The organism is Streptomyces sp. NPDC006691 (assembly GCF_042869955.1).
Taxonomy (GTDB): Bacteria; Actinomycetota; Actinomycetes; order Streptomycetales; family Streptomycetaceae; genus Streptomyces.
Window position 1 is genome coordinate 343,396 of record NZ_JBIAGW010000007.1, and the last position, 18,551, is coordinate 361,946.

Annotated in this window: 20 protein-coding genes and 1 tRNA gene; 11 read left to right on the forward strand and 10 right to left on the reverse strand. The window is 71.4% G+C overall.

Annotation, left to right across the window (positions count from 1 at the left end):
* Positions 1–125: 125 nt before the first annotated feature.
* The 3 genes from ACFYNP_RS19020 to ACFYNP_RS19030 form a co-directional block, all read right to left on the reverse strand.
* Positions 126–716 carry an N-acetylmuramoyl-L-alanine amidase gene (locus ACFYNP_RS19020; RefSeq protein ID WP_388406737.1) on the reverse strand — a complete coding sequence of 197 codons (591 nt, stop codon included), beginning with the start codon at positions 714–716 and terminating at the stop codon, positions 126–128.
* A 128-nt stretch (positions 717–844) separates the two neighbouring features.
* Positions 845–2,035: a globin domain-containing protein gene (locus ACFYNP_RS19025; RefSeq protein WP_388786582.1), complete on the reverse strand. Its 1,191-nt coding sequence runs from the start codon at positions 2,033–2,035 to the stop codon at positions 845–847.
* Positions 2,036–2,161: 126 nt separating this feature from the next.
* Entirely contained in the window at positions 2,162–2,605 is a 444-nt protein-coding gene (locus ACFYNP_RS19030; protein WP_388786584.1) for an RrF2 family transcriptional regulator, read from the reverse strand.
* Positions 2,606–2,777: 172 nt separating this feature from the next.
* On the opposite strand from ACFYNP_RS19030, the gene ACFYNP_RS19035 reads away from it, so the two are divergent.
* The 6 genes from ACFYNP_RS19035 (at position 2,778) to ACFYNP_RS19060 (ending at position 9,102) form a co-directional block, all read left to right on the forward strand.
* Complete coding sequence (locus ACFYNP_RS19035; protein ID WP_388406745.1) at positions 2,778–4,175, forward strand: family 2B encapsulin nanocompartment shell protein; 1,398 nt, start codon at positions 2,778–2,780, stop codon at positions 4,173–4,175.
* A 75-nt stretch (positions 4,176–4,250) separates the two neighbouring features.
* Complete coding sequence (locus ACFYNP_RS19040; RefSeq protein WP_388786587.1) at positions 4,251–5,282, forward strand: family 2 encapsulin nanocompartment cargo protein polyprenyl transferase; 1,032 nt, start codon at positions 4,251–4,253, stop codon at positions 5,280–5,282.
* Positions 5,283–5,542: 260 nt separating this feature from the next.
* A complete protein-coding gene (locus ACFYNP_RS19045) occupies positions 5,543–6,766 on the forward strand; it encodes an MFS transporter (protein WP_388786590.1) in 1,224 nt (407 codons plus the stop codon).
* A gap of 362 nt (positions 6,767–7,128) precedes the next feature.
* Positions 7,129–7,575: a DUF6304 family protein gene (locus ACFYNP_RS19050; RefSeq protein ID WP_388786593.1), complete on the forward strand. Its 447-nt coding sequence runs from the start codon at positions 7,129–7,131 to the stop codon at positions 7,573–7,575.
* A 178-nt stretch (positions 7,576–7,753) separates the two neighbouring features.
* On the forward strand, positions 7,754–8,746 hold the full coding sequence (locus ACFYNP_RS19055; RefSeq protein WP_388786595.1) for a DUF1648 domain-containing protein: 993 nt from the start codon (positions 7,754–7,756) through the stop codon (positions 8,744–8,746).
* Positions 8,746–9,102 (forward strand): GntR family transcriptional regulator, encoded by a 357-nt coding sequence (locus ACFYNP_RS19060; protein WP_388406762.1) that lies wholly within the window; start codon positions 8,746–8,748, stop codon positions 9,100–9,102. The genes ACFYNP_RS19055 and ACFYNP_RS19060 overlap by 1 nt, the downstream gene beginning before the upstream one ends.
* 42 nt (positions 9,103–9,144) lie before the next feature.
* Here the strand turns inward: ACFYNP_RS19060 and ACFYNP_RS19065 are convergent, their stop codons facing one another.
* Entirely contained in the window at positions 9,145–9,555 is a 411-nt protein-coding gene (locus tag ACFYNP_RS19065; protein ID WP_388406765.1) for a glyoxalase/bleomycin resistance/extradiol dioxygenase family protein, read from the reverse strand.
* Positions 9,556–10,013: 458 nt separating this feature from the next.
* Positions 10,014–10,541, reverse strand: coding sequence for a chloramphenicol phosphotransferase CPT (gene cpt / locus ACFYNP_RS19070; protein ID WP_388407033.1), 528 nt, complete (start codon positions 10,539–10,541; stop codon positions 10,014–10,016).
* A gap of 98 nt (positions 10,542–10,639) precedes the next feature.
* Between cpt and ACFYNP_RS19075 the strand changes: the two genes are divergently transcribed.
* On the forward strand, positions 10,640–11,167 hold the full coding sequence (locus tag ACFYNP_RS19075; RefSeq protein WP_388786597.1) for an adenylate kinase: 528 nt from the start codon (positions 10,640–10,642) through the stop codon (positions 11,165–11,167).
* Positions 11,168–11,203: 36 nt separating this feature from the next.
* Positions 11,204–11,278 (forward strand) — tRNA-Asp (locus ACFYNP_RS19080).
* Between the two features lie 136 nt (positions 11,279–11,414).
* Here ACFYNP_RS19080 and sodN read toward each other — a convergent pair.
* Positions 11,415–11,810, reverse strand: a complete 396-nt coding sequence (gene sodN, locus ACFYNP_RS19085; protein WP_053730656.1) for a superoxide dismutase, Ni — start codon at positions 11,808–11,810, stop codon at positions 11,415–11,417.
* Between the two features lie 175 nt (positions 11,811–11,985).
* Here sodN and sodX point away from each other — a divergent pair, with 175 nt between their 5' ends.
* Positions 11,986–12,411 (forward strand): nickel-type superoxide dismutase maturation protease, encoded by a 426-nt coding sequence (sodX, locus tag ACFYNP_RS19090; protein ID WP_388406771.1) that lies wholly within the window; start codon positions 11,986–11,988, stop codon positions 12,409–12,411.
* Here sodX and ACFYNP_RS19095 read toward each other — a convergent pair.
* Positions 12,330–12,944 (reverse strand): ABATE domain-containing protein, encoded by a 615-nt coding sequence (locus ACFYNP_RS19095; protein ID WP_100579598.1) that lies wholly within the window; start codon positions 12,942–12,944, stop codon positions 12,330–12,332. The two genes, sodX and ACFYNP_RS19095, sit on opposite strands and share 82 nt — an antisense overlap.
* An 86-nt stretch (positions 12,945–13,030) precedes the next feature.
* Between ACFYNP_RS19095 and ACFYNP_RS19100 the strand changes: the two genes are divergently transcribed.
* Complete coding sequence (locus tag ACFYNP_RS19100; RefSeq protein ID WP_388786600.1) at positions 13,031–13,819, forward strand: class I SAM-dependent methyltransferase; 789 nt, start codon at positions 13,031–13,033, stop codon at positions 13,817–13,819.
* 58 nt (positions 13,820–13,877) lie between these two features.
* Here ACFYNP_RS19100 and ACFYNP_RS19105 read toward each other — a convergent pair whose 3' ends face one another.
* From ACFYNP_RS19105 to ACFYNP_RS19115, 3 genes are read right to left on the reverse strand one after another with little or no spacing between them, the layout of a single operon-like run.
* Positions 13,878–14,645 (reverse strand): amino acid ABC transporter ATP-binding protein, encoded by a 768-nt coding sequence (locus tag ACFYNP_RS19105; RefSeq protein ID WP_388406796.1) that lies wholly within the window; start codon positions 14,643–14,645, stop codon positions 13,878–13,880.
* 4 nt (positions 14,646–14,649) lie between these two features.
* The gene (locus tag ACFYNP_RS19110) at positions 14,650–15,582 is read right to left on the reverse strand and encodes an amino acid ABC transporter permease (RefSeq protein ID WP_388406799.1); all 933 of its coding nucleotides are present in this window, start codon (positions 15,580–15,582) and stop codon (positions 14,650–14,652) included.
* Between the two features lie 27 nt (positions 15,583–15,609).
* Complete coding sequence (locus tag ACFYNP_RS19115) at positions 15,610–16,566, reverse strand: ABC transporter substrate-binding protein (protein ID WP_388786603.1); 957 nt, start codon at positions 16,564–16,566, stop codon at positions 15,610–15,612.
* Positions 16,567–17,184: 618 nt separating this feature from the next.
* On the opposite strand from ACFYNP_RS19115, the gene ACFYNP_RS19120 reads away from it, so the two are divergent.
* Positions 17,185–18,393, forward strand: a complete 1,209-nt coding sequence (locus ACFYNP_RS19120; RefSeq protein WP_388406805.1) for an NADP-dependent malic enzyme — start codon at positions 17,185–17,187, stop codon at positions 18,391–18,393.
* The last annotated feature ends 158 nt before the right edge of the window (positions 18,394–18,551 follow it).

An 18,551-nucleotide genomic window follows, 5' to 3' on the forward strand; every position in this document is an offset into this window, starting at 1 on the left:
CCACCCGCTGTCATGGCAGTCGCTCACTGTCACATCAGTCACCGGCTGTCACGGCAGTCATCTGCCGCCACTCCAGTCAACTGCCGCCACTTCGGTCGACCGCCCGTCACCTCAGTCACCTGCCGTCACTTCAGACGCTCGTGCACACGCTCCCGCAGCCAGTCCATCGTGAAGCCGCGCGGGTCGATCTTGCCGACCTGCCACTCCTTGTGGCCGATGACCGAACGCTCGGTCCAGCCGTAGTGGCGGCATACGGCCGCGGCCGCCTTCTCGACGGCGTCGAGCTGGGCCGCTGGCCACGGGTCCTCGCCGTCGCCCAGGTTCTCGCACTCGAACCCATAGAAGTGCGTGTTCCCGTCGGTGTCGTTGGTCAGCGGCGGCGGCAGCCGCTTCTCGGCGATCACCGCGCGCAGCACGTTGCCGTCGCCCGCGCCCGCGTGGTTGGCGCGGCCGTTGCCGACGAGGTGGACCGTGCCGTCCTTGGTGATCACCCCGTGGCAGAGCGGGCCGGGCAGGGAGTCGTAGCCGTCGTAGCAGATGCGGACCGTGGCGTCGGCGCCGCTGGTCGCGGTGTGGTGGATCACGACGCCGTTGACCGGACCCCAGCCGCCGTGGCCGGCCCGGTTGTGGGTGCGCCACTGGCCGACCTCGACGACGCGGAGGCCCTCGGCGCGCAGGGCGGCGAGGAATTGGTCTGCGGACATGGGTGGGGCCATGGCCGGCTCCTTCCAGAGCGGTGCGGAACATCTCGTACCGCTTGTACCCCAACTCCCGCTATGGGGCGATCTGTTCGGTTTGCCGTGCGATCCGATCCGGACAGTCCCGCGCACCCTCCCGAAGGCGGTCAGTCCTGGGCCGGCCACAGGTCGGGGCCGAACACCTCGTAATGGATGTCGGCCGCCCGGACCCCCTTGGCGAGGAGCTGGGTGCGGACCGCGCGCATGAACGGGAGCGGCCCGCAGAGGTAGGCGCGGGTCCCCGGCGCGACCGGCAGCCGCGTCAGGTCGACCAGGCCCGTGCGGTCGGCCGGATGGCCCGGTTCGGGCGTCTCGTACCAGAAGTGCGCGGTGGCGTCCGGGAGTTCGGACGTGAGCGACGTGTGGGCCTCGCGCAGCGCGTGCTCGGCGGGGGAGCGGTCGGCGTGCACGACGGTCACCGGGGCGCGGTGGCCGTCGGCCGCCAACTGCTCCAGCATCGCCACCATCGGCGTGCAGCCGATCCCCGCGGAGGCGAGCAGCAGCGGGACCCCGTCCGCTTCGAGGACGAGATCGCCGTACGGCGCCGAGACGCGCAGCCGGTCGCCCTCGCGGAGGTGGGTGTGCAGGTGGCCGGAAACCTCACCGTCCGGGTCGCCCTTGACGCGCTTGACGGTGATCGAGCGGAGCTCGCCCCCGGGTGCCGAGGTCAGGCTGTACTGGCGTATCTGGCGGGCGCCGTCGGGGAGTTCGACCTGGACGGAGACGTACTGGCCGGGCTTGAAGGCGGGGGCCGGGAACCCGTCGGCGGGGCGCAGGCGGAAGGTGGCGCAGTCGGCGGTCTCCTCGGTGCGGCGGGTCACCGTCCACTCGCGCCAGACGTCCCCGGCGAGCACGCCCCGCTCCGCGTGGAGCCGGGCCTCGATGCCGATCAGGGCGTTCGCCATCAGCCAGTACACCTCGTCCCACGCTTCGGCGACCTCGGCGGTGACGGCCTCCCCGAGCACCTCGGCGATCGCGGCGAACAGGTGCCGGTGGACGAGCTCGTACTGGTCGGCGGTGACGCCGAGCGAGGCGTGCTTGTGGGCGATGCGGTTCAGCATCACGTCGGGGCGGTCCTCGGGGTGGTCCACCAGGTACGTGGCGAACGCGGCTATGGAACCGGCGAGTGCCTGCTTCTGCAGGCCGGCCGCCTGGTTGCCCCGGTTGAACAGGTCGCGAAGGAGCTCGGGCCGGTCCGCGAAGAGGCGCTCGTAGAAGCGCTCCGTGATGGTCCCGATGGCCGCCCCCACGGCGGGCAGAGTGGCGCGGACGGTCGCGGTCGACTTTTCGGACAACATCGAGGGGCTCCTCTTGGTCAACATCTCTGGTGCTGGGTACGTCTCTGATGGATCCGCTTAATATGCATATCGGATGCGTATTTAAAGACACAGGGACGCGCGGCGCCGCCCCTGTCCGGCGTGCTGTCAGCGTCTGGTGATGCCGAGCAGCAGCGGGCCGGTCGGCGCGGTCACCAGGTCGTCCACGGTGAGCTCGTCCAGGGATTCGTAGAACGCCTCCTGCGCGCGGTGCAGGGCCCGGCGCAAGCGGCAGGCCGCGGCCAGCGGGCAGGGCGTGGCCCCCTCGCACTCCACGACGTCGCCCGGCCCTTCGAGCTCGCGCACCAGGCCGCCCACGGAGGCGAGATGGCCCGCCGCGGTGACCGCGAGGCCGCCGCCCCGGCCGCGTCGCGCCTCGATCAGACCCAGGTGCTGGAGCCGCGCGACGACCTTCGCGGTGTGCGTGTACGGGATGCGCATCGAGTCCGCCACCTCGCGTGTGGTCGGCGGGGCCTGGTCGGCCGCGTTCTCGATCACCGCGAGACGCATCAGGACGCGCAGTGCCAGGTCGGTGAATCTGGTGAGCCGCATGCCCCGAACCGTAGATAACTGTCATCCCTGATGCAAGTTAAGCGGGAACGACTGCCCGGACTGTCGATGTTCTAATCCCACTCATTTGAGTAATGGCGCGGGGACTCTCCGTGCTGGAAGTGTTCTCGGCGCAGTCAGCTTGAAGATCGTGAGAGCGCTCAGAAGGAGTCACATGTCGGTCGAGGCAGGTCCCGAGAACCGCACCCAGCAGAGTCTCGGCACAGCCGCCGCGCGGAACTTGGCGACCACCACCAAGTCCGCCCCCCAGATGCAGGAGATCACCTCCCGTTGGCTGCTGCGGATGCTGCCATGGGTGCAGGTGCAGGGCGGTACGTACCGGGTCAACCGACGCCTCAGCTACTCGGTGGGGGACGGCAGGATCACCTTCGTCCAGACCGGTGAGCGGGTCGCGGTCATCCCCGCCGAGCTGGGCGAGCTGCCCGCGCTGCGGGACTACGAGGACGAGGCGGCGCTGGGCGAGCTCGCCAACCGGTGCGAACAGCGCGAGTACGCGGCGGGCGAGGTCATCGCCACCGCGGGCGATGCGACCGACCGGGTGTACCTGCTCGCGCACGGCCGGGTCGAGAAGATCGGCACCGGCCAGTACGGCGACGAGACGGAGCTGGGCTTCCTCGCGGACGGGGCGCACTTCGGCGAGGACGCGCTCGTCTCCGGCGACGCCGTCTGGGAGTGCACCTACCGAGCCACCACCGGGTGCACCGTGCTCGTCCTGAGTCGGGCCGACGTGCTCAACCTCGCGGAGCGCTCCGAGTCGCTGCACGATCACCTCGCCTCGGTCTCGGGGCTGCCCGAGCAGCGCACCAACAACTACGGCGAAGCCGCGATCGACCTGTCCGCCGGCCACGTGGGCGAAGCGATCATCCCGCACACCTACGTCGACTACGAGGGCTCGCCCCGCGAGTACGAACTCTCCGTCGCGCAGACCGTCCTGAAGGTCCACAGCCGCGTCGCCGACCTCTACAACCAGCCGATGAACCAGACCGAGCAGCAGTTGCGGCTCACGGTCGAGGCGCTGCGTGAGCGCCAGGAGCACGAGCTCATCAACAACCGGGAGTTCGGCCTCCTGACCAACTGCGACTACGAGCAGCGGCTCCAGCCGCACGACGGCGTGCCCAGCCCCGACGACATGGACGAGCTGCTCTCGCGGCGGCGCGGCTCCAAGCTCTTCCTCGCCCACCCGCGCGCCATCGCCGCCTTCGGGCGCGAGTGCAACAAGCGCGGCCTGGTGCCCGAGTCGGTGGAGGTCGCCGGCCACCACGTCCCGGCCTGGCGCGGGGTGCCGATCTTCCCGTGCAACAAGATCCCGGTCAGCGACGCGCGGACGACCTCGATCATCTGCATGCGTACCGGCGAGGCCGAGCAGGGCGTGATCGGACTCCAGCAGTCCGGCATCCCGGACGAGATCGAGCCGAGCCTGTCGGTCCGCTTCATGGGCATCGACGAGCAGGCGATCATCTCGTACCTGGTCACGGCGTACTACTCGGCCGCGATCCTGGTGCCCGACGCGCTCGGTGTCCTGGAGAACGTCGAGGTAAGCCGCTGGCGGTGAGCCCCGGTCCGGGCGTGCCGACCCCGGTGCGCCCGGTGCCGACGTCAACTCCGAGGAAAGGCAACCTAGTTGGCCATGCCGGAAGCCATGGAGGGCCGCGAGGCCGGCGACCTCCTGGAGCGGGCCCGTACCGTCGTCAACCCCCAACTGCGCGCCACCGTCGAGTCGTTGCCCGGCTCCATGCGACGGGTGGCGATGTACCACTTCGGCTGGGAGCACGCGGACGGGACCCCGTCCGGCGGCCAGTCGGGCAAGGCGATACGCCCGGCCCTCGTCCTCGCCGCGACCACCGCGCTCGGCGGCCGCCCGGAGGCCGCGGTACGGGCCGCTGCGGCCGTCGAGCTCGTCCACAACTTCACGCTGCTGCACGACGACGTCATCGACGAGGACGCCACCCGGCGGCACCGCCCGACCGCCTGGACCGTCTTCGGCACGCCGGACGCCATCATCGTCGGGGACGCGCTGTTCGCCCTCGCGCTCCGGCTGATCGCCGACGACGGCCACCCGGCCTCCGGGGCGGCCTCCGCGCGGATCGCCGCCTGCGTCATCGAACTCTGCGCGGGCCAGCAGGCCGACTGCGCCTTCGAGGGGCGCGGCCCGCAGGACGTCTCGCTCGACGAGTGCCTCGCCATGGCGATGGCCAAGACCGGCGCCCTGCTCGGCTGCGCGTGCGCGCTGGGCGCGCTGTACGCGGGCGCGGGCGACGAGGAGGTCGCGGCGATGGACGCGTTCGGCCGGGAGGCCGGGCTCGCCTTCCAGCTCATCGACGACCTCATCGGCATCTGGGGCGACCCCGGGCGCACCGGGAAGCCCGCGGGCGCGGATCTCGCCGCGCACAAGAAGTCGCTCCCGGTCGTCGCCGCCCTCAACTCGGGTACTCCGGCCGCGGCCGAGCTCGCCGAGCTGTACCGGGGCCCGATGGGGGCCGACGCGGTGCGCAGAGCGGCTGACGCGGTGGACCGCGCCGGCGGCCGCGACTGGGCCCAGATGCATGCCGCGGACCGGATGGCCAGGGCCGTCGACCACCTCTCGCGGGCGGTGCCCGACCTCGCCGCCGCGGGCGAACTGCTGGCCCTGGCCGAGTTCGTGACCCGCCGGACCCGCTGAACCTCCGAAGCGGGCGATATCGCGGCCGTCTCGCGAGCGGGATGAAGCGGCCGGTCTCGCGGGCGGGGTGAAGCGGCCCGCTGGAGGCCGGAGGCGGCCTCCAGGAGCCGAAGGCGGGCCACCGGAGCCGAAAGTGGCCTGCCCGGAGCCGGAGGCGGCCCGCCCAGGTCGGGAGCGGCCCGCCGGAGCCGAAAGTGGCCCACTGAACCCGATGCCAAGTGGCCCCACCCGTGGGCCATTGGGCTTGGTTTGATGAGCACATGACCTCCCGCCTCCTTCCGCCCGCAGGCCCCGCCCGCGGTCTCGCCGCGGCTCAGCTCGTCAACTCCCTCGGCGACGGCGCCTTCCTGGTCACCTCGGCGCTGTACTTCAGCCGGATCGTCGGCCTTCCGGCCACCCGCATAGGCCTCGGCCTGACCCTCGCCTGGGCGGTCGGTGCGCTCGCCGGGGTGCCGCTCGGGCAGCTCGCCGACCGGCGCGGCCCGCGGGGCGTCGCCGTCCTGCTGGCCGTGGCCACGGGCGCCTCGGTCGCGTCCTTCCTGTTCGTCCGCGGCTTCCTCCCCTTCGTCCTTGCCGCGTGCTGCTACGCCACCGCGCAGACCGGGCTCTCCGCCGCCCGCCAGGCGCTCCTGTCCGCGGTCGTCGACCGCCGGGACCGCACCCGGGTCCTCGCGCACCTCCAGTCCACGCTGAACGCCGGGCTCGCCGTCGGCGCCGCGGTCGGCGGGGTGGCCCTGCATTACGGCACCCGCACCGCCTACCTCGCCGTGTTCGCCCTGGACGCGGTGGCCTTCCTGTTCTGCGCCCTCGCCCTGCTGCGGCTGCCCCAGGTGCCGCCCACGCCCGTGGCGCCCGGCGGGAGTCCGCGGTTCGCCGTGCTGCGCGACCGCCCGTACGCCGTGATCACCCTCCTGAACACCCTGCTCCTGCTGAGGATGCCGCTGATCAGTCTCGCCGTCCCGCTGTGGACGGTCACCCGGACCGACGCCCCGGGCTGGCTGGTGTCCGCGCTGCTCGTGCTCAACACCGGTGCGGTGATGCTCTTCCAGGTGCGGACCGCCTCCGCCGTCCGCGACCTGTCCAGCGCCCGGCGGACCGTCGCGCGCGGCGGAGTGCTGATGCTGGCCTCGTGCGCGGTGTTCGCGCTCAGCGCCGCCGGGGCGTCCCCCTGGGGCGCCGTGGCCGTGCTCCTGGTCGCGGGCGGGCTCCAAGTGGCGGGCGAGATGATGCAGTCCGCGGGCGCCTGGCAGATCGGCTTCGACCTCGCCCCGGCCGACCAGCAGGGCCAGTACCAGGGCTTCTTCGGCATGGGTGTGCCGCTGGCCAGAATGCTCGGCCCGCTGCTGCTCACCGCGCTCGTCATCGACTGGGGCGTGCCGGGCTGGCTGCTGCTCGGCACGCTGTTCCTCGGTGCCGGCCTCGCGCTGGGCCCGGCCGTGCGGTGGGCCGAAAGGTCCAACTCCGTTCTTGTGACGGTGGGTTGAGGCGATGCCGCTCGCCGGGGGCGGCGGAGACGGGCATGCGGAGCGAGTGAGCCGGGCGGACGCGGCGGCGTACGGCTGCTCCCCTTCGTGCGGCGCGAGCCCGAATCTGGCTGTGCGGTGGGGGCAGCCTCGCCGGGCGGCTCGCCGAGGAGATCGACGAGCTGGTCATCAAGGCATACCCGGTGCCGGCAGGTGTCGGAATCCCGGTCATCTCCGCCGAATTCGTCCCTCGGCGCTTCGAGTTGACCGATACCCGTTCGTTCGACAACGGGGCGGTCGTGTCGAAGTGCGCAAGGAAGCGGTAACACTCATTTCGGTCACCCCCTGTGACGAACAGCAGGGTGCGCCGCTAATCTCCGCCCATGACACCACAGTCATGGGCGGGTTGGTATCGAGACCGCCTAGGATCAGAAGCGCTGACGATCACCACTGACGGGACGCAACTGCGGACCCGCATCAGGGGGGTCGACTTCGCCGGAGCCAGCTTCGACTCGCTCGGCCAGGTGCCGGGGATACCGACGGAGAGCGGCACGTTCGCGCTCGACGGCGGGAACCTCCGTGACTTCGTACTCGAATGGGACATGCCCGTTCCCATCGCCTCGGACGACGGCGCCGTCCAGGAGGCCACCCTCAGCTGCCTGCTCTCCCTGAAGCCGCCGGAACCCGACCTCGGGGTCGCCCTGCACTTCGGGGGAGCGGTGTACGCCAGCGGGCGGGCCGAAGTCGACTTCGGCTCGGTGCTCGCCGACATCCGGCGCCAACTCCCGTCCGGTTCAAGCCTCCAGCCGTCCGCCCTGGACGCCATATAGCCCCACCCACTCGTCCCTTCTCCCGCGGCCGCCGCGCATCGGGGAGTCCGTCCGACTCCCCGGTGCACGGCGGCCGCTCCCATGGTGCGGGGTGTTCCGTCAGGACCCGGATCACGGCGGGTCGGGGTCCGTGCGCGCTCGCGCATTGTTCTACTGTTATGCGAACAAGGAGGCCTCGATGAACCGTGTCCGCCACCGCCTGATGGCTCTCGCCGTGCTGCCGTTCCTGCTCGCCCTGGCCGTCGACCTGACGCTGTACGCACTTCTCCGGGACCGGCTGCCCGACCCGCTGGCCAGTCACTTCGCCGCGAACGGCAGCTCCGACGGCACCCAGAGCCGTGGCTCCACCGTGCTCTTCGTGTGCGTGCTGCACCTCGGGCTCGGCGCGCTGTGGGCCGCCCTGATGGCTGCCGGGGAGCCCGCCGTACGCCGGCTCCGGTGGCTGAACGCCGCCGGGTACGCGGTCGCCGGGCTCGTGGGTTACCTCCTGGCCGCCACGCTCCTCGCCAACGTGGACGCGACGGACCCGACGCGGGTGCGGCTGCCGCTGTGGCAGCTCGCCGTCGGCGTGGGAGTGGCGGCGCTCGCGGCGGCTCTCGGGCGGCTGCTGCCCGTGCCCCTGCCCCCGCCGGGCTCCGCGCCTTCCTCGGGTCCGTCCTCCGTGCGGGACGCGGCCCCGGGCGGGGCCCCGCGCCTCGACCTCGCCGAGGGTGAGGTGGCGGGGTGGATGCGGCGGGCGCCCTCGCGCGTGCTGCTCGGCTGCGGGGCGGTGCTGCTCGTCGCGGGAAGCGTCCTGCTGTACGCCGGTGGCTGGAGCCATGCGGTCGGCGCGCTCTTCGGCGCCGTGGTGTGCCTCGCCTTCTCGTGCCCGTACGTCACGGTCGACCGGCGCGGCCTGACCGCGCGGCCCACCGTGCTGCCCTGGCCGCGGATCCGGATCCCGCTGTCCGACGTGACCCGGGCGGTCAGCCGCGAGATCAAGGTCACGGCGGAGTACGGGGGTTGGGGCTACCGGATGCGTCCGGGCAAGTCGGGCCTCATGCTGCGCTCCGGTGACGCGATCGTCATACGGCGCACGGACGGGCGGGAGTTCGCGGTGACGGTGGACGACGCCGAGACGGCCGCCGCCCTCCTGAACACACTGGCCCGGCGCGAGAGGGCGAGTGGCTGATGCTCTTCCGGGTGGACCCCGCATCGCCCCAGCCGCTCGGCGACCAGATCGCGGCCTCGGTGCGCGGGGCGATCGCCGAGGGCAAGGTGACCCCGGGCGAACGCCTGCCCTCCGCCCGCTCCCTCGCGGACTCCCTGGGCGTCAACCTCCATACGGTGCTCAGGGGTTACCAGCGCCTGCGCGAGGAGGGGCTGATCGAGCTACGCCGGGGCCGTGGCGCGGTCGTCGTCGACGACGGGGGCGCGCGGCGCCGGGCGGCGCTGATGCAACAGGTACGGCAACTGGTCCAGCAGGCAAGGGAGTTGGGGCTGACGGAGGAAGAAGTGGTGGGTCTGGTGCGGCAGGGCCTTGCCTGAGGGGCGCCCGCCCCGCGCCGGTGTCCCGCCGGCGCGAGGCGGTCAGTACGTCTGGAGCTCCACCAGGTTCCCGGCCGGGTCCAGGACATGAGCGGCACGCATTCCCGGGCCCCACTGCGGCAGGTCGCGGGCGGGGGCGGCCACGGTGCCGCCCGCTTTCGCGCACAGCGAGACCGCGGCGTCGAGGGCGTCCCGCGTGGCCACGTGGATCACCAAGGACGCGCCCCCGCCTGGCACCCGGTCCTCGCCGAGGGCGTCGACCATCGCCGAGCGGGTGAACAGAGCGAGCGCGGTGCGGCCGCCGGGTGTGTCCCAACTGGCGTAGCCGGAGACGGAGTTGCCGCGGGCCAGGGTGCAGCCGGTGAGGTCCGGCAGCACGGCCTCGTAGAAGCGGAACGCCGGCTCGTAGGGATCGACGAGAAGCCGGGGGTACGGAGGCTCCAGAGGGTCCATGCCCTCGAACCTAACCCGGAAGACGACCCTCCGCGGTGTGCCGGTGGTCACGCGTCCCGCACGCGTACGCGTGCGCCCCGAAGCGTACGAAGACACAGCCCGCGAGGGAGACCGGGGGGTGTCCTCCTCGAAGGCGAGTACGCGCAACTCGGCGGCGGCCACGCCCTCGCGGCCCACCACGGGCTCGCCGAACCGCACCTCCTGGACCGTTCCCCCTCGAACGGCCGGCGCGGATGGGCGGCCGGCTCCGGCAGGCCCCGGTGCGGCGGCCGGAACGGCAGGGAGGTGTGGACGATTCCCTCGGAGCGCAGGGCCAAGGCGGCGTCCACGTCGTGCCGGGCCCAGCCCGCTTCCCAGGCGCTGACGAAGCGCCGCGCCACGGCGGCCGGATCGAGGCTGTCCCTGGCGTCGACCATCCCTGAGCCCGCGCGGCGGACTCGGCGGACTCGGTGGCTGACTCAGGTGTGCCGGGCGTACCGATCGGCGATCAGCAGGGCGCACGCCATGGACTCCGCGCCCGCCGAGTCCACCTCGATGTCGTACCGCACTCCCACATGCACCAACTCGGCCTGGCCGCGGGCCATGCCGGGGACGCGGTCACCGCGGGCGGTCTCGCGGCCGGCGGCCGTATCGGGGTCGCAGCGCACCCCGACCCAGAGCACGTCGAGTCCGTCCAGGGCTTGCTGCCAGCGCTTCTGGCCGTCGGCGCCGTCCAGGAAGACCTCGTCGAGCACCACCTGGGCGCCGGCCCGTACCATCGCGGCCACCCCGCGCGCCCAGGCGTCCGAGAGCCTGCGGTAGTCGGGGCCCACGGTCACCGTGCCGTCCGCGCCGATCTCCAAACCGCCCTCGCCGCGGAGCGAGGCGGGCATGGCCGCGTCCACCGAGTCCACGCCGAAGGCGAGCCAGGCGCCGGGCAGCACGGCCTGGAGGCACCGGACGATCCCCGACTTGCCGGAGCTGGACCCGCCGTTGAGCACGATCACCCGGCACCGGGGCGTACGCATCTGATCCGTCACGCGCGCCACAGTAGGCGCGGGCCCCTCCCCGGCCAACCGAATTCCGCGCGGGATAGCCTGCCCCGATGCGGCGCGTTCTCGTGGTCGGCAGCACCGGAGCCGGCAAGTCCACCCTGGCCCGCGCCCTGGGCGAGCGGCTCGATGTGCCGTACCACGAGTTGGACGCGCTGCACTTCGCCGGCCCGGGCTGGGCCGAGGACCCGCACTTCGCGACCCGGGTGGCCGAGATCGCGGCCACCTCGGCGTGGGTGCTCGACTCGTACGGCACTCCCGAGGTCCGCCCCCTGCTGTGGGAGCGCGCCGACACGGTGCTCTGGCTGGACTACCCCAGGCGCGTCGTGATGCTCCGCGTCCTGCGCCGCTCGCTGCGCCGGACCGTACGGCGCGAGCGCATCTTCAACGGGAACCGGGAGACCCTGACGGAGTGGTTCCGCCCCGACCACCCGGCCCGCTGGGCCTGGTCCCAGTACGCCCCCCGCAGAGCGACCCTGACCGCCCTGACCACCGACCCCGCCTTCACCCCGCTGCACACCCTCCGCTTCACGGAGCCGCGCGAGACGCGGAGGTGGCTGAGCACGCTCGAAATCCGCTAGGCGGTGCACTGCGTGCCGCCTACGATGCCGATCAAGGCGGGGTCGTAGCACAGAGGTAGTGCGCCTGCACATCATGGAGGAGGACGCCGGTTCGAATCCGGCCGCCCCGCCCCCCCCCGCACACAGCGTCCCCCCCCACCGGCCGGCGGACACCGAAAGGGCCCGCCCGGGCAACCCCGGTCGGGCCCTTCTCGATTCGCCGGTGCTCGGGTGCCCGAAGGCGCCCGGTCCGCGAACTCGGCCTGGATCAGGCCTTCTTGGTCTCCCAGAAGATGCGGTCGATCTCGGCGATGAGGTCGAGCGCCTTCTGGCCGGTCGCCGGGTCGGTCGACGCCTTGGCGGCCGAGAGGGCCTTCAGGGTGTCGTTCACCAGCTGGTGCAGCTCCGGGTACTTCTCGAAGTGCGGCGGCTTGAAGTAGTCGCTCCACAGCACCGACACGTGGTGCTTGGCGAGCTCCGCGCGCTGCTCCTTGATGACCACGGCACGGGCACGGAAGTGCGCGTCCTCGTTGGCCTGGAACTTTTCCTGCACGGCCTTGACCGACTCCGCCTCGATGCGGGCCTGGGCCGGGTCGTACACGCCGCAGGGCAGGTCGCAGTGGGCGCTGACCTTCACCTTGGGGGCAAACAGGCGGGAAAGCATTGAGCTGTCCTTCCTCGTGATCGTCTTCTCAGGTGGGACATTACTCGGTGAGAGGCGGTATTTCGCGGGTGCCCCCATGGGCTTAGGTCAAAAGTCCAGGGGCACCCCGGGACTCGTGGCGGAACGTACCGTGGGATCGGCGGAGGGGTGCCGGTGGCCTGGAGGTGGGTGAGGTATGACGGATGAGGGGCGGGAGCCGAGGGTTCCGCTGGGGATCGCCGAGGTGCTGGGAACCTCGATGGTTCCCACGCTGCTGCACGGGGATCAGTTGCTCGTGCACTACGGCGCGGAGCTGCGGACCGGGGATGTGGCCGTGCTGCGGCACCCCTTGCAGCAGGATCTGCTCATCGTCAAGCGGCTCATGGAGCTGCGCGAGAGCGGCTGGTGGGTGCTCGGCGACAACACGGACGACGAGGTCGTGGACAGCCGTGCCTTCGGCGCGGTGCCGGTCGACCTCGTGCTCGGCCGGGTGCGCGGGCGCTACCGGCCGATGACGGCGGGGCGCCGGCGCACGGTCGGCTACCTGGCGTCCTGGGTGGTCTCCTCGGTGCGGCCGGTGCTGTCCGACCGCTCGGTCTCCAGACGCTTGCGGGCCCGGTAGGCGGCCACGTTGGCGCGGGTGGCGCAGCGGTCCGAGCAGTAGCGGCGCGACCGGTTGGTCGAGGTGTCCAGGTAGGCGTTGCGGCAGGGCGCCGCCTGGCACAGGCCGAGCCGGTCGACCCCGTACTCCGTGAGGTGGAAGGCGAGCCCCATGGAGGCGATCGCGGCGTACCCCGCCGTCGCGTTCGAGGGGTGGTCGGCGAGGTGCATGTGCCACAGCGGGCGGTCGTCCTCGTCGCGGTGCTCGTGGCCGGACACCTGCGGGCTGACCGGGAATTCGAGCAGCAGCGAGTTCAGCAGGTCGACCGCCTGGACCTCCTCGCCCCGGTCCGCCGCCTCGAAGACCGCCCGGAGCCGGGCCCGTACCGAACGGAAGCGCGTGACGTCCGCGTCCGTCGCCCGGCGGGCCGCCGACTGGTTCCCGCCGAACAGGTCCCGGACCGCCTCGACCGAGGTCAGGGCGTCCTTGTTGCGGGCCGGCTCCTCGGTGTTGACCAGGCGCACGGCGTAGTCCGAGTAATAGGCCAGTTCCACTTGTAGTCCTTACGGCGGCGGTCTAGGGTCTGAGGTGTTCATAAGTAACGACTGGATACCCTTTGAGGGTATTACAGACTGGCTGTATGGGAGGGATCGCGGTGTCGGAGACTGTCACTGGGGCCGGTACGGGCACCGACTGGCGGGGCTGGCAGAACAGCTGGGACCGGCAGCAGGAGTGGTACATGCCGGACCGCGAGGAGCGCTTCCGGGTCATGCTCGACATGGTCGAGGCCTGCGTCGGTCCCGCGCCGCGCGTGCTCGACCTCGCGTGCGGTACGGGGAGTATTACGGACCGGCTCCTCCAGAGGTTCCCGGACGCGGTCAGTACCGGGGTGGACCTCGACCCCGCGCTCCTCGCCATCGCCGAGGGCACCTTCGCGGGCGACGGCCGGGTCACCTTCGTCACCGCCGACCTCAAGGATCCGCACTGGATCGCGCAGCTCCCGTACGACTCCTATGACGCCGTTCTCACGGCGACCGCCCTGCACTGGCTGCACGCCGAGCCGCTCGCCGCGCTCTACGGGCAGATCTCCGGGCTCGTCCGGGACGGCGGCGTGTTCATGAACGCCGACCACATGATCGACCCCGCGACCCCGCGCATCAACGCCGCCGAACGCGCCCACCGGCACGCCCTGATGGACCGCGCCAAGGCCGGGGGCGCCCTCGACTGGGCCGACTGGTGGGCGCGCGCCGCCGAGGACCCGGTGCTCGCCGGGCCCACCGCCAAGCGGTACGAGATCTACGGCGAGCACGCCGACGGCGACATGCCCGCCCCCGGCTGGCACGCCGAGACCCTGCGTGCGGCCGGCTTCGCCGAGGCCCGCCCGGTCTGGGCCTCGCCCTCGGACACCTTGCTGCTCGCCCTGAAGTAGCGCACGGGAAAGGGGGGTTGCGGGCATCGGCCCGTAACCCCCCTTGTCCATGGGCTGGTTACAGCACCTTCGACAGGAACGACTTCGTCCGGTCGTGCTGAGGGTTCGTCAGGACATCGCGCGGATTGCCCGCTTCGACCACCACGCCGTCGTCCATGAAGACCAGCGAGTCACCGACCTCGCGTGCGAAGCCCATCTCGTGGGTGACCACGATCATCGTCATGCCGTCCTCGGCGAGGCCGCGCATGACGTCCAGGACGTCGCCCACGAGCTCGGGGTCGAGCGCCGAGGTCGGCTCGTCGAAGAGCATCAGCTTCGGGTCCATCGCCAGTGCGCGGGCGATCGCCACGCGCTGCTGCTGGCCGCCGGAGAGCTGCGAGGGGTAGTTGCCCGCCTTGTCCGCGAGGCCCACCCGGTCGAGCAGCTTCAGGGCCCGCTCGCGGGCCACCGCCTTCGGCTCGCGCTTGACCTGGACCGGCGCCTCCATGACGTTCTCGACGGCCGTCATGTGCGGGAACAGGTTGAAGCGCTGGAAGACCATGCCGATGTCCCGGCGCTTCAGGGCGACTTCGCTGTCCTTCAGCTCGTAGAGCTTGTCGCCCTTCTGGCGGTACCCGACCAGCTCGCCGTCCACGTACAGACGACCGGCGTTGATCTGCTCCAGGTGGTTGATGCACCGCAGGAACGTCGACTTGCCGGAGCCGGAGGGGCCGATCAGGCAGAACACCTCGCCCTCGGCCACCTCCAGGTCGATGCCCTTGAGGATGTGGGCGGGGCCGAACGACTTGTGGACGCCCTCCGCCTTGACCATCGGTTGTGCAGTCATGGGGTCACCGCCGCCAGTGGGAGAGGGAGAGCAGGTTCGACTTGATGCGCTGCAACGGCGTGGGTGGCAGGGCGCGCAGCGAACCACGGGCGAAACGGCGCTCCAGGTAGTACTGGCCGACGCTGAACACACTGGTCAGGGCCAGGTACCAGATCGATGCGACGAAGAGCATCTCCATCACCGCGAACGAGGTCGCCGCGACGTCCTGGGCGCTGCGCAGCAGATCCTGGTACTGGACGGCGACGACCAGGGACGAGGTCTTCAGCATGTTGATGAACTCGTTGCCCGTCGGCGGGATGATCACCCGCATCGACTGGGGGAGCACCACGCGGCGCATGGTCTGCATCTGGGTCATGCCGAGCGCGTGCGAGGCCTCGGTCTGGCCCTCGTCCACCGACTGGATGCCGGCCCGGACGATCTCCGCCATGTACGCGCCCTCGTTGAGGCCGAGGCCGAGCAGGGCGGCGAGGAACGGAGTCATGACCGCGGTCATGTAGTCCTTGTAGAACCCGAGGTTGAGGATCGGGAAGATCAGCGCCAGGTTGAACCAGATCAACAGCTGCACGTAGACCGGGGTGCCGCGGAAGAACCAGATGTACAGCCAGGCGACCGAACTGGTCACCGGGTTCTTCGAGAGCCGCATCACGGCGAACAGCACGCCGAGGACCAGACCCACGGCCATGGAGACCACGCTGATCAGAATGGTGTGCCAGAGGCCGGTCAGGATGCTGCCGTCGAACAGCTTGTCCGTGACGGTCGCCCAGCGGACGTTGCCCTGGGCGAACGCGTAGACCAGTGCGCCGAGCACGGCGACGACGACCACGGCGCTGACCCAGCGGCCGTAGTGGCGCACCGGGATGGCGCGGATGATGTCCGGCGGGACCTGCTCCGGGGCGGCGTCCGCCGGGCCCGGAGTCTTGTCGAGCTTGTCAGTCACAGCGACTGCCCTTCAGTGGTGCGCGGGTCAGGAGCCGCCGTTGATGGCTGCCTTGGTGACGGCGCCCTGCGCGCCGCCCCACTTGTCGATGGCCGTCTTGTACGAGCCGTCCTTGATGATCGCGTCGAGGGCCTGGGAGAGGGCGTCGCGCAGCTGGGTGTTCTTCTTGTCCACCGCGATGCCGAAGGGGCCCGCGTCCGAGGGGTTGGCCACCGACTCGAAGTCGGCGCCGCCGCCCGCGGTCTTCGCGATGTACGCGGCGACGGGGGAGTCGTTCAGGTCGGCCACGGCGCCGCCGGCCTTGACGCGGGTCTGCGCCTCGGCGTCGCTGGCGAAGGCCTCGACGGTGAGCTTGCCCTTGCCGTCCTTCGCGCACTTGGCGACGAGGTCCTTGGCGGCCTGCTCGTAGGTGGTGCCGCGCTGCACGGCGATCGTCTTGCCGCACAGGTCGTCGGTGGACTTGATGCCCTCCGGGTTGCCCTTCTTGACCAGGATGCCGGTGCTGGCCGTGTAGTAGTCGACGAAGTCGACGCCCGTACCGGTCTTCTTGCCGCTGTCGTCAAGGCCCTGCTGGCGCTTCTTGGTGTCGCTCACCGAGGACATGACCGCGTCGTAGCGGCCGGTCGGCAGCGCGCCGAGCAGGGTCTCGAAGGTGCCGCTGGTGAACTCGAACTTCACGCCGAGCTGCTTGCCCAGGGCCGCGGCGATGTCGGGGTCGATGCCGACGATGGTCTCGCCCTGCTTGAACTCCATGGGCGCGTACGTGGCGTCCGTACCGACCTTGATGACGCCGGCCTTCTGGATGTTCGCGGGCAGCTTCGAGAAGAGCGGGGCGGAGCTGGAGCCCGAGGACTCGGGGGCCGAGCCCTTCTTCGTCTGGTCACCGCAGCCGGTCACCAGCAGGGCGCCCGCGACCGCGATCGCGCCGACCGCGGCAATCCGGGACTTGGAGGCGGTCGTACGGCGGGTGGTGCTTGCGGTCATGGTCGGGTTCCTCCGGCAGGTGTTGAGTGGAGTGGCCATGGAGTGCGTACGGACAACGAACGCACAGGTCCTGGGCGGTGGTCGTGCACGCATCCTCGGGTGTCGCGACCGCGGTGTGAACCGCGTGTGAAGTCGCATCTTGCCATTCGGACCTCTGAATTCAGGGTCGCAGCCATGTCAAAATCGGATAACGGGTCACCCCCCGAAGCCCACAAGCCCGCTACCCCAAGGCACACCGGGCCGGACCATGTGCGGAAACCGTCCCCACAGGCCGGAGATCCTCCGGTTCATCTCGGGTTCTGGACACGTTTCGTGCCGCGTAGCCGACTTGTCGTGACATCCCACCAAGAGTCGTGTCACGGTACGGAGGCCGGCTCCGACCGGGCGGCCCCGCTGAGCCAATATGGACTCGTCGGCGGACGCTTCTGTCCGGTAAGAAGGATCCTTACACCCCTCATCCGGGGCTCAGGGCGCGTGTGCGGCGCGCCCGCGCGTACGTACCTCCACCCCGCGGGGCGGGCCAACCGCCCTCAGCGGGGAACGTACGCGGGTCCGCCCACCCCTCCTCAACAAGGAGTGGCCACCCTCAACTGATGAAGACTTAAGGGGTAAAACACAATGGCAGCGGAGATCGTCAATCCTCGCAGCGACAGCAGCACGGAGGGTTCGGACGAACCCTTCGACCCGGCCTTCGCGCTCCACCGCGGCGGCAAGATGGCCGTGCAGGCCACCGTGCCGATCCGGGACCGGGACGACCTGTCCCTCGCGTACACGCCCGGCGTCGCCAAGGTGTGCAGCGCGATCGCGGAGAACCCGGAGCTGGTCCACGACTACACCTGGAAGTCGCAGGTGGTCGCCGTCGTGACGGACGGTACCGCGGTGCTCGGCCTCGGTGACATCGGCCCGGAGGCATCCCTCCCGGTCATGGAGGGGAAGGCCATCCTCTTCAAGCAGTTCGGCGGCGTCGACGCGGTCCCGATCGCGCTCGCGACCACGGACACGGACGAGATCATCGAGACCGTGGTCCGGCTCGCCCCGTCCTTCGGTGGGGTGAACCTGGAGGACATCTCCGCCCCCCGCTGCTTCGAGATCGAGCGCCGGCTCCAGGAGGCCCTGGACATCCCGGTCTTCCACGACGACCAGCACGGCACGGCCGTGGTCACCCTGGCCGCCCTGCGCAACGCCGCGAAGCTCACCGGACGCACCCTCGGTGACCTGCGCGCGGTCATCTCCGGCGCCGGTGCGGCCGGTGTCGCCATCGCCAAGTTCCTGCTCGAAGCGGGCCTCGGCGATGTGGCGGTCGCGGACCGCAAGGGCATCGTCAGCAGCGACCGTACGGACCTGACGGACGTCAAGCGCGAGCTCGCCGAGCTCACCAACAAGGCGGGCCTGACCGGCTCCCTGGAGACGGCCCTGGCCGGCGCCGACGTCTTCATCGGCGTCTCCGGCGGTACGGTCCCCGAGCCCGCGGTCGCCTCCATGGCGCCGGGTGCCTTCGTCTTCGCGATGGCCAACCCGAACCCCGAGGTGCACCCCGACATCGCGCACAAGTACGCGTCGGTCGTGGCCACCGGGCGCTCGGACTACCCGAACCAGATCAACAACGTGCTGGCCTTCCCCGGCATCTTCGCGGGCGCACTCCAGGTCCGGGCCTCCCGGATCACCGAGGGCATGAAGATCGCCGCGGCGAACGCGCTGGCCGACGTCGTGGGCGACCAGCTCGCCGCGGACTACGTCATCCCGTCCCCGTTCGACGAGCGGGTCGCCCCCGCCGTCACCGCGGCGGTCGCGGCCGCCGCCCGCGCCGAGGGCGTGGCCCGCCGCTAGCCGGCCGGGCCTTCTCCCCACCAGTCGTGGGGGGGGGGCCCCCCGGGGGGGCCCGCCCCCCCGGGGGGCCCCGGCCGGCCCGCCCCCCCCCCCCCCGGGGGGGGGGCCCCCGGGGGGGGGGGGGGCGGGCGGGGCGCCCCCCCCCCGGGCCGGGGCCC